Raw genomic sequence first — 11023 nt, 5'->3', positions numbered from 1 at the left:
GCATCGCCGTGCCGATGGTCGGCGGCATGATCACCGCGCCGCTCCTTTCACTGTTCGTCATCCCCGCCGCCTACTGGCTGATGCGCCGTCGTCAGCCTCGCGTGGCTATCCAATCCCAACCCGGAGAAATCGCATGAAAAAACCACTGATCGCCGCCGGCACCCTGCTGCTCGCACTGTCCTTTGCCGCCACCGCTGAGGACATGCCCAGCATGAAGATGGATGGCATGAACATGGACGGCATGAACTCGGAAAGCTCGAAGGCCGCCCCCACCGCCAGTGCCGAAGGCACCATCAAGGCCATCGACACTGAACGCCACACTGTCACTCTCGCCCACGGCCCGGTAGCGGCTCTGCAATGGCCGCCCATGACCATGGCTTTCAAGACCGAGCCGGGCCAACTGGACAATCTGCAGGTCGGCGACAAGGTGGCCTTCGAATTCCTCTATGAAGGAGGGGCGTCGAAGATCGTGAATATCCGGAAGCAGTAATTCTGAGATGGAGGCCCAGTTGGTCGGGTATGTCGACTGGGCTGTCCTAAGGAGCAAACGTCCGCTTTGGGTTGTGGATTCAACCGGTCGGACGCTGCCCATCATGATTACAAAGCGTGCAAGCCATAGCTGATCCAGTCGATTGTTGTAGCTCATAGCCACTCAGGCGGAGAGGTCAAGTAGAGCGCTACTCGGCACACAAGAGCTCTGAATAAATACCCCTAAGCCGCGTTATCTATTTCCTACTGCGTACTGGCACTGCGCCTGCGAACGTGACCCCCATCATCAAAGGGGGCCTTTCGGTACATGACCAGGCAGTTGACCACTCTCTCGTTGCTCGCGCTTCTCACCGGCTGCACCACCCAGCCGGTCGAGACGCCCAAGCCCGCATTCGATAGCAGCCGCAATCCGGAAATGCTGTCGCCCGACCTTTACCCCAGCGGTGGGGTGCCAGAGAAGGAGCCCGTCGTCCGCTATGGGCGCTACACCCTGGTCACGACACAACCGGACGCCGGTCAGCGCGACCTGATGGCCCAGATCATCGACGTCACCATTCCCTCGAACATGAACCCCAGTGTTCGGGATGCGATGCAGTACGTCGTTGAGCGCTCCGGCTACGCGCTGTGTCCCGCCAGCTCCGGGCACGTCAACATTCTCTACACCCGACCGCTGCCAGCTGCCCAGTACAAGCTGGGGCCTATGACCCTGCGCAACACCCTACAGGTGTTGGCCGGCCCGGCCTGGCAGGTAAAGGTCGACGAGGTGAACCGCCAGGTGTGCTTCGTGCTTCGCCCGGGCTACCAGTTGCCAGAACCTCCGCGGCCGGCGCCTACGATGTACGCCCAGCAGCCTGCCAATACCAAGACAGCCACTCCGGCGCCGGACTCTGCCGCCGGCGCTGTCGTAGTCGCTGCGGTGCCCTCCAGCCCCGCCATCACGACTTCAGCTGCTGCCGCGCCGGCGGCCGCAGCCAAACCCGCAGTGCTCCCCCCAGTGGCACCCGCCAAGGATGGCCCCATCGCTGCAGCCTCGCCCTCGAGCGCTGCCTCCAAGCCTGCCAGCGTCATCCCGGGCGCAGCGGGCGTGAAGCCTGGTCAGTCAGTTGCAACTGCTACTCAGCCTGCGCCGGTCACGTTCCCCGCACCGATCCTACGGCCGCTGCCCCAGGTATGGACAGCCGATTCTGGATCAACCCTGCGCCAGAGCGTCGGGGCCTGGGCCAAGAAGGCCAACTGGACCCTGATCTGGAGCCAGGACGACTTGGACTACCCGATCCAGGCCCCACTGCGCTTCGAAGGCTCCTTCGAAGAGGCCATCAAACAGCTGTTCCCGCTATACGACACCGCTCAGCGCTCCTTCGTGGTTGATGGCAGCGACTCTCAGCGCGTGTTGCACGTTGACGAGAGGAAGAAGAAATGACCGAACGCCCCTGGGTACGCTGGGCCATCCTGCCGCTGGCCCTTTTCATGAGCAGCTGCTCGCTGCAGCGCGTGAACGATTCGGTGGCCCGCGCTGAGCTCGAGGGCAAGTCGGCCGGACAGTACACCAAGTACCTGCAGAACCTGCAGCCCGAGCAAGCGCGCGATACCGTGGTCTTCAGCAACAAGCCGTGGGTATCGACCCAGCCGCTGGTGACCAAGCGCGGGCTCCCCTTTGGCCAGGACCACGATATCGCGTACCGGCCGGTATCGGCCGTGTCGATCACCGAAGTGGCCCAGTACATCACCCAGCAGACTGGTCTGCCGGTACTGGTGGCGCCTGACGCGCTGAATCCCGGTGTACTCACGTCTTCCAAGCAGTCGGGGAGTAACAACAGCGCGCCGGCGCCGATCAACTCCGCTGGCCCAGACAGCCTGGCCGGCCTGATGCCGGCCAACGTGATTGGATCGGCTCCCAGCGGCGCGCGTAGCTTCGACCTTGGTCTGTCCGGCGCTGGCCTGATCGCTGGCATTAAATACTCCGGCCCGGTGTCCGGCCTGCTCAATCAGGCAACGTCCCGCCTGGGCCTGTCCTGGAACTACGACCCTGACCTGCAGGGCGTGCGGATCACCTACTTCGATACCCGCACGTTCGACGTATGGGCATTCGGTGATGACCAGGTCATCGAAAGCACCGTCAAGTCAGGCCTGGTGACCTCGACGGGCTCCGGCTCTGGCGACAGCGGCACGTCGACCAGCTCCGGCGCATCGGGCGAGTCGGGCAGTAACCAGAGCACCACCGTCACCATCAAGACCTCCCTGTTGGCCGACATCGAGAAGAACGTCCAGGCCATGCTCAGCGTCCAGCCTGAAGGCCGGATGTTCCTCTCGCGCTCGACCGGCACGATGACTGTCAGCGACAGGCCCGAGGTCCTGAACAGAGTCGCGGCCTACCTCCGTGAAACGAACCGGACCATCACCCGCCAGGTTCTGTTCAACGTGAAGGTGGCCGAGGTGAACTTCACCGACACCGACCAGAACGCTGTGAACTGGGACGCCGTGTACAAATCGGTCTCCGGCAAATGGGGCTTCTCGCTGTCCAACACCGTCTCCGGCATCAGCACCGACGCCATTTCTGCCACTGGCAGCATCCTCGACACGTCCAGCTCCCCCTGGGCGGGCACCAAAGCGATCCTGCAGGCACTCTCCGAGCAAGGCCGAGTAACCGAGGTGAGGTCTCCCTCGGTAACGACACTAAACCTGCAGCCGGCCCCCATCCAGATCGGCAACGTGCAGAGCTATGTCGCGGCCAGTTCAACCACGACCACGGCATCGGTCGGATCCAGCACCTCGTTGACACCTGCGACCATCACCAGCGGCTTCAACATGATGCTGCTGCCCAAGCTCTTGGACCGCGAAAACATGCTGTTGATGATCACCCTGAGCATGAGCAGCAAGCCCACCTTCAAGGAGTTCGAGAGCAACGGTTCGAAGGTTCAGAACGCGGACTACGACACCAAGAACGCTGCGCCCAAGGTGCGACTGCGCAGCGGCGAAACGCTGGTACTGACCGGCTTCGACGAGAACAGCGAGAACGCCTCCAAATCCGGCGTAGGCAGCCCGAGCTTCTTCGGCCTTGGCGGCGGTAGCAGCCGCACGTCGACTCACAGCGCCCTGGTCGTCCTGGTCACTCCGATCGTTCTGCCCGACAACCTCAACGGGAGCATCCAGGTCGTTCCCAACATCCTGCAGGCGGCGGCCAACCTGGCTGCGAATGATGCTGGCCATGGCACCCAGGTCCCGTGCAGCGCCAAGCAGCGTGCCTGCTGGACCTTCTGAAGGGGCGATGATGAGCACTGACGCTCCCAAGGTAGCGGGCTCGCGAGTCCAGATCCTTCAGTACCGTGGCCGGGACTTCGTGACCGGCCTGCGCTGGCATCCGCTGGGCAGTCTCACCGGTTACATGAAGGAGGCGCGCAAGTTCGGGGAAGACAACGACCTGGACATCGTCGCCATACGGCGCACCCCGCGCATCATCCAGGCAGGCTTCGTATCGCGCACCGAGGGTGTCACCAAGGGCATGTACAGCCTGGCCGCGACCCTTGCCGGCCAGCTCGGCAACTCCTGGATCGCAGCCTGGCAGGTTGAAACTGATGAGGATCGCTACGCGGTCGTAGCAGTACATGACGGCGGGATCATCCCAGGCTGCGACCTCATCGGTACCGCCGCGGAAGTGCGCCGGCGCGTTGCACAACAGCGTAGCCGTGGCATCAACTTCGAGCACGAGTACCTCCCGCCAGAATTCGAGATGGGCGGCGAGCCCCTGGACATCCAGGAGCTGCTTCAGCCGTCCAAGCTGAAACGCGAGTACCGCCTCCGACCACTGGTATTCGGGCTGTCGAAAGCGGAACTGGCTCAGTTGATCGTCATCGCGGTGATCGTCATCGGCGCCTTTGTGGCATGGACACAGTGGCGTGCGCACCAGGAGCAGATCGCCCGCGAAGCGCGCCTGGAGGCAGAGCGGAAGCGCCTCGAGGAGCAAGCCCGGCTGGAGCAAGAAACAGGCACCAAACAGCCTCTACAGGCGCTGGAGCACCCTTGGGCGAAACGACCCTCTGTCCCAGCCTTCGTCGAGGGTTGCAGCCGAGTGATGTACCAGCTGCCCGCGAGCATCCACGGCTGGACCTTCACAAACGCCCAATGCGACGGCACGCAAGTCCTCGCTGCCTACAAACGCGGTGGAAACAGCACTGCTGCTGAGCTCATTTCTGCCAGCGCCGGCCACTTCTCCGACCGGCCGGCATTCTTCGACGAAGGAAACTCCGCGACGCTGAAGTTCGATCTTGCCCTGCCAGCAGCCGGTGACGAGCCACTCGCGGAAGCGATCGACGCTCTTGCGGCCCTGTCGTCCTGGCTGCATGCCTTCTCCCAGGAGCCGACGCTCAAGGAGGTTCCCGTCGTGGTGCCTCAGGAACCCGCGCTGCCGGGCCAGCCTGCTCCGCCCCCGCCTCCGCCTCCCCAATGGAAGCAGTTCGACCTGAACTACGTCAGCGGCGTCCTTCCCTACGACTCACTCAACGGCGCCCCGCTTCAAGGGCTGCGGCTGCGCGAGATCAAGTCCGAGTACCAGGCCGGCCACCTGATGTGGTCGGTATCAGGAGACCTGTATGCGAAATAAGCAATTCTGGCTGGCAGCATCCGCCTGCTTTGTCCTGAGCAATGCCTGGGCGGAGGACGCCTCGCTCTCTGGCATCAGCGTGGGTGAGCTCGGGAAGGTGCAGAGCGAAACCATCCTCCTCAAAGCCAAAGCGGAGCGATTGAAGGCTGAGCGCGAAAGCAATGGCGAGGATACGTCCAGCAGCCCCCAGCAAGCGCCGAACGGGTTCCCCGGTTCCTTCATGCAGCAGCCAGCTCAGCCTGCAACGCCGGCGCCCAGCCGTGCCAGCAGTGAACCGGACCTCCCGGTGGTGCGCGCAATCACCGGCTCCAGCCGTCGCCTGCAGGCAACCCTGCTTTTTAGCAGCGGCTACGAGTTGGATGCCATCGTGGGCAATGTGCTGCCCGGAGGATATCGCGTCAGTCAGATCACGCTTGATGGCGTGTTCCTGGAGCGCGCAGGCAAACGCTACCCGCTCGGCTTCTCCGACAGGGCGCCTACGCCAGCTTTGCAATCGCTGCAGCAGACCTCCGCGGCACCACCATCGTTGCCGGCACTGCCTGGCCTGGTGCCAGCTCAACGCTGAGGAACACTACGATGACCGATCTTACTTCTGCCCCAATCGACCAGGAAGGCGAGCACGTCGAAGTGGGCACGTCGACGGCAACCACTGCTGCTATCCCCGTGATCGTATTGACTGCCCCCGGTGGTCTTTTCGAGGTCAAGGAGGAGCTCCGCCAGGTACTGGCACTGACTGCCGATGGCAAGTTGCATGTCTCTCAGCAGCATCGAACCGATCACTACGTCATGGCCTTCATGGACCAGCTCGAGCGTCAGGGGCATGACTTCGAAGTGGTCCAGTCGACACTGTCTGACATCAAAGCGCTGTACCAGACCTCCAGCCAGGCGGGCTTCAACGCGCAGGTGGAAACTGACCGCCAGGCGCAGGCACTTGCGATGCTGGGGGACGCCCACCGTCGCGCTGCTAGCGACATCCATGTTGTAGTTGGCCATGACATCACCAAGATCAAATACCGGATCCATGGGCTCCTCTGGGAGGCCGCGCAGGAGAAAAGCCAGGTAGGGCGTGAGCTGTGCTCCGCGCTCTACAACAGCATGTGCGACGTCTCCAAGGACCACTATCAGCCGCAGATTCCGCAGGATGGGCGCGTCAGCCGCGAGTTCGTGAAGCAGCTGGGCCTGTTTGGCGCCCGGATCGCCACTCGCCCCTTGGTCGAGGGGCCGCTGATGATCATGCGTTTGCTCTACGACGACGAGTCCAAGAAGTCGCTCGAGGAGCTGGGCTTCTTGCCGTCGCAGATTGAGCAGTTCGCCCGTCTTCGCAGCCTGCCCTATGGCATCAACCTGATAACCGGTCCCACCGGTTCCGGTAAGTCGAAGAGTCTGCAGGTCAACCTGAACCTGCTCCATGACGAGACCGAAGGGACGCGCCACATCCTCACTCTGGAGGATCCGCCCGAATATCCACTGAAGGCGAACCAGTCTCCCCTGGGCGCCGGGGAGACCTGGAAGGACGGCATCAAGAACACCGTCCGCCTGGACCCGGACATTCTGATGTTCGGTGAGCTGCGTGATCTGGAGTCGGCGCAGGCCGCGTACAGCGGCGGTATGACCGGCCACCTGGTGTGGTCGACGCTGCATACCAACAACGCGGTTGCATCGATCCAGCGACTGATGGACATGGGCGTTCCCAGCTACCTGGTCACCGATCCGGCGCTCACCACTGGGATCATCAACCAGTCACTCCTGCCGGTTCTGTGCCCGAAATGCAGAATCCCTCTGCGCGAGAACCTCGACACGATCGATCACAGCCTGAGGCTGCGCCTGGAGCAGCTGGATATCGTCGACCAGGTCAACCTGCACGGCGAAGGCTGCACGCATTGCAAGCACCTGGGTGTGGTTGATCGAACCGTCGTGGCCGAAGTGCTGTTGTCCGACCTGCTGTTCATGAAGACCTTTGTCGAGAAGGGGGCCAGCGCGGCGCGCCGTCATTGGGTGAAGGAAATGGGCGGCATCACCAAAATTGCCCATGCCACCCAGAAGATCGCCAGTGGCCTCATTGACCCTCGGCACGCAGAAACCATCGTCGGTCCCTTGGATTTCGACCGCCAGCTGGTGGAGCTGACACATGCGTGATCTGCTCCTCGATCTGTGGGCAGGCTTACGCGAAGCTGCGCATGGCTGGGTGGAAACCTTCTACATCAAGCAGTTCGGCAAGAACGAGCGGATCCAGTTCTACGAGAGCCTGATGGGCGTCCTCGAGGACGGCATCCCGATTGAAGAGGCACTGGAGACCGTCGAGAAAGCCTTCAGCAACGACGGGAAGGAGCTCCATCCTGTCTCGATTGTGTGCGGCCAGGTCGCAATGCTGGTGCGTGGCGGCAAGCCTGTGGCGGAGGCCTGTCGCAGCTACATCCCATTCGACGAGTCCTCGCTGATCGAATCGGGGGAGGAAACCGGCAACCTCATCCAGGCCTTCCGCGACTGCGTGCGAATCATCGAAGCCAGGCAGCGCATCGCCAGCCTGGTGAAGTCGGTCGTTGCGCTTCCGTCCCTCACCTGGAGCTTGATGGGCGCGCTCATGTATGTGATCGCCGGCTGGATGGTCCCTTCCATGTCGCAGCGCCAGGATCCTGAAAACTGGACCGGCGTGCCGGCAGTCCTCTATGCCCTGTCCAACCTGGTAACCAACTACGGCTTGGCGATCGTCATCGTAACCCTGACGCTTGTCGTGCTGTCGATCACGACCTTGCCCTACTTCTGCGGGCTGCAGATCAGCAGTAACAGTCCAGTCATGAAAGTGCAGCTCAGCGCGTTCCTGCAGAAGGCTCGAATTCGACTGGAGTCGATACCGCCCTGGTCAATCTACAAGGTCCTGCAGGGCTCGATCTTCCTTCTCAACATGTCGGTGATGCTCCGCGCCGGCATCAGCCAGCTCAACGCACTGACCATCCTGAAGCGCAGCGCAGCTCCCTGGCTTCGCGAGCGCATCGACGCGATCCACTACGGAGTTAGCTCCGGCAAGGACTTCGGCACTGCACTGCGTCTTGCCGGCCACCAGTTCCCCGATGCCATGGCCATCCACTTCCTGCAGGTACTTGCCACCCGCAAGGGCTTCGCCAAGTCGATGGAGCGGTTCGCCAACCGCTGGCTGGAACAGATGCTCAAGCGCGTAGAGGCGATCTCCGGCGCCCTGGTAACCGTCTCGGCCATCCTCATGGGCTTGCTCATGATCCTGGTCGTGGTGGGCATCTTCCAACTGGCGTTGGGGCTCATGGACTCCATCCAACACTGATCAACCATAACGAGGTACGACCAATGGCAATCTCCCGCCACCACAAGCAGCGCGGCTTTCTTTCCATCGACGGCGTCATGTGGCTGATGCTGATCGCGATCGCCCTGGGCTTCATCGCCTACCTGGGCTTCAAGATGCTTTCCGGCTCCGACGTCGCGATCGAGCAGAGCAACATCACCACGATCATCGGCAATACCAAGAAGCTCAAGGGTTCGACCGGCTACGGCGCCTCCGGCACCAACCTCGTGCCTTCCCTGATCGCCATCGACGGCACTGGCTCGATGGGTGTTTCGGGTGCGACGCTGACCAACCAGTGGAACGGTTCCGTCACCAACGTGAGCAATGGCATGACCTTCACTCTCACCGAGACGAACGTGCCGAAGAGCGCCTGCATCACCCTGGTGACAAAAATCGCCAAAGACAAGCAGACCAGCACCGCGATCAACGGCGGGACGTCTACGGCTGGCGAGATCCTGGGCGCCGCGGCTACCACCAGCTGCTCCTCCGACGCCAACACCATCGCCTGGACGACCTACTAAGGGGGAGCGCGTGGGATTCATCTCCGAAGCACAGTTCGTCGACCTGTACCTCGGCGACGGCTTCTCGGACGTGAAGGGGCTGCCTGGGCAGCCCCGTCGCGTTCAGGCACCAGCCGAATGGGAGGTCGAGATCCAGCAGCTGCGGGAGCGCTGCCAGGAGCACCACAATGCCACTCAGGAGCCTGAGTTCTCCCTACTGGTAGACGACGTGGTCCTTCGCGTCACCCAGCTGCAGGACGTGAACGCCAAACCGTTGTTCGTGCTGAACAAGTCGGCCGTCAAGATTCTCCCGCTCGACGACCTGGGACTTCCTGATCAGCTGCACGAGAGCCTGTTGGACGAGTTCACACGCGGCCTGGTCTTTTTCTGCGGCGAGATGGGCTCCGGCAAAACATCCAGCGCTGCATCCCTGGTGAAGGCCCGGCTTGAGGTTCACGGCGGCGTAGCCCTCACCGTCGAGGACCCTCCCGAGCCCCTGCTGCATGGCGTCCACGGCCCTGGGCGTTGCGTACAGGTGCCAGTCTCACGCAAGCAAGGCGGCTACGAGGAAGCGCTCATCCGCGCGTTACGCACGCGGGCAGAGATCATCCTAGTGGGCGAGGTCCGTGACTCCAAAACAGCAATGCTGGTGATCCAGGCCTCGATCAACGGGCACTTCATCATCTGCACCGGGCACTCGGGCAACGCTGCCCTGGGCATCGAAAGGCTCGCGGTCCTTGCGCAACCCTTGATCTCGAACGCGCTCCAGGTCCTCTCCCAGGGCCTGGTCGCCGTCATCCACCAAACCCTCCAGACCGATTCGAAGGGCGCCAGACGCCTGAAGCTCCAGTGCCTATCACTGACTGGCGCCGACGCACCTTCCATTCGCGAGAAAATCCGGCAGGGGGACATCCAACTGCTGGAGCAAGACATTGCCCAGCAATCTTCGAGGAGTCTCTGGAATGATCAATAAACGCCGGCAGGCAGGCCTACTCAGCGTCGACGCGGCGATGGGCCTCATCGTCCTCGCCGTGCTCGTCACTGTGGCAGTGCTCTGGATGGTCAACATGTCCAACCAGCAGAGCTACCGCATAGCTGCCGACAAGCAGCAGACGTTCGCGGAGGCATTCTCGAAGTATCTGAAGGACAACTTCGCCGTCGTGCTCGCGAACGCGACTGCGACCGCGCCTGTCCAGGTCACCGTGACCATGCTGCAGAACACCAACTACCTGCCGGCCGGGTTTGCCGACACCAACGCCTTCGGCCAGACAATCATTGGCCTGGCCAGGAAGCCGAATGCGAACCAGCTGGAGGCAATCGTCGTGACCACTGGCGGCCAGACGATCCCTGAGATCGGGATCCGCACCATCGCGGAGAACCTTGGGGGACCTGGCGGGTTCATCTCGACGCTCAGCCCAAACGTCATCCAGGGTATCCGCGGCGGCTGGCAAGTGGCCCTGAGCAACTACGCGATCAACCCGGGAGCAGGCCATACCGCCAGCGCGCTGTTCCTGATGGATGGCGAGCTGGCCAACGACTATCTGTACCGGAATGCTGTGCCAGGCCACCCGGAGTTCAACACGATGAACACTGACCTCAACGTCGGTGGGCACAACATCAACAACGCCGCAGCGATCACCGCGACGGGGAACGTCACCACTGGCGCCGACGTCAGCGCGCGAAACGTCACAGCCACCGGCACGGTAACCGCCGCCACTGCCAACGTGACCGGCGAGACGTACACCGGGGGATGGTTCAGAACCCGGGGCGATACAGGCTGGTACAGCGAAAAGTGGGGAGGCGGCATCTACCAGTCCGACGCGGACTGGGTGCGGATCTACAACAACAAGGGCCTGGCGACTGGCGGAACGCTGGTTGGAGGCCAGGTGGTTGCCTTCGGCAACATAACCGCCACAGGTCGAATTTCCACCAACGAGTTCATCTCGATTGGAGGGCTCGCAACCGCCGGTACCGCTTGTGGCGATAGCAAGTTGCTCGCCAAGAGCGCCGATGGCTCGGGGGTCACACTATCTTGCCAATCCGGTGTGTGGGCAGCAGGCGGAAGCCTCAATACCTTTAGCGTAAGTTGTACAGGGCCTGTGGGACGTTTTCAATCGGACTGCG

Annotated in this window: 10 protein-coding genes; all 10 read left to right on the top strand. The window is 62.4% G+C overall.

The features are described 5' to 3' along the window. Nucleotides 1-133 precede the first annotated feature (133 nt). Nucleotides 134-490, top strand: coding sequence for a copper-binding protein (locus A6723_RS30725; RefSeq protein WP_054911098.1), 357 nt, complete (start codon nt 134-136; stop codon nt 488-490). A 306-nt stretch (nt 491-796) separates the two neighbouring features. Next, nucleotides 797-1909 carry a TcpQ domain-containing protein gene (locus tag A6723_RS30720; RefSeq protein WP_054911097.1) on the top strand — a complete coding sequence of 371 codons (1113 nt, stop codon included), beginning with the start codon at nt 797-799 and terminating at the stop codon, nt 1907-1909. Then, on the top strand, nt 1906-3747 hold the full coding sequence (locus A6723_RS30715; protein ID WP_054911096.1) for a PilN family type IVB pilus formation outer membrane protein: 1842 nt from the start codon (nt 1906-1908) through the stop codon (nt 3745-3747). The genes A6723_RS30720 and A6723_RS30715 overlap by 4 nt, the downstream gene beginning before the upstream one ends. Before the next feature lie 10 nt (nt 3748-3757). Further along, nucleotides 3758-5086 carry a type 4b pilus protein PilO2 gene (gene pilO2 / locus A6723_RS30710; protein ID WP_054911095.1) on the top strand — a complete coding sequence of 443 codons (1329 nt, stop codon included), beginning with the start codon at nt 3758-3760 and terminating at the stop codon, nt 5084-5086. After that, nucleotides 5076-5651, top strand: coding sequence for a type IV pilus biogenesis protein PilP (gene pilP / locus A6723_RS30705; RefSeq protein WP_054911094.1), 576 nt, complete (start codon nt 5076-5078; stop codon nt 5649-5651). The genes pilO2 and pilP overlap by 11 nt, the downstream gene beginning before the upstream one ends. An 11-nt stretch (nt 5652-5662) precedes the next feature. Then, entirely contained in the window at nt 5663-7222 is a 1560-nt protein-coding gene (locus tag A6723_RS30700; RefSeq protein ID WP_054911093.1) for a GspE/PulE family protein, read from the top strand. After that, on the top strand, nt 7215-8381 hold the full coding sequence (locus A6723_RS30695) for a type II secretion system F family protein (RefSeq protein ID WP_064979911.1): 1167 nt from the start codon (nt 7215-7217) through the stop codon (nt 8379-8381). The genes A6723_RS30700 and A6723_RS30695 overlap by 8 nt, the downstream gene beginning before the upstream one ends. 23 nt (nt 8382-8404) lie before the next feature. Then, complete coding sequence (locus A6723_RS30690; protein ID WP_054911322.1) at nt 8405-8920, top strand: type 4 pilus major pilin; 516 nt, start codon at nt 8405-8407, stop codon at nt 8918-8920. A 10-nt stretch (nt 8921-8930) separates the two neighbouring features. Continuing rightward, complete coding sequence (locus A6723_RS30685; protein ID WP_054911323.1) at nt 8931-9872, top strand: ATPase, T2SS/T4P/T4SS family; 942 nt, start codon at nt 8931-8933, stop codon at nt 9870-9872. Beyond that, nucleotides 9862-11023: shufflon system plasmid conjugative transfer pilus tip adhesin PilV (gene pilV, locus A6723_RS30680; RefSeq protein ID WP_139093109.1), on the top strand; the 1162-nt coding region annotated here is incomplete at its 3' end. The genes A6723_RS30685 and pilV, both read left to right, overlap by 11 nt.

This window comes from Pseudomonas sp. AU11447 (assembly GCF_001672555.2).
In the GTDB taxonomy this organism is placed as follows: Bacteria; Pseudomonadota; Gammaproteobacteria; order Pseudomonadales; family Pseudomonadaceae; genus Pseudomonas; species Pseudomonas nitroreducens.
The sequence above is the reverse complement of the archived record's forward strand: the minus strand, read 5'-3'. Positions and strand labels throughout refer to the sequence as shown.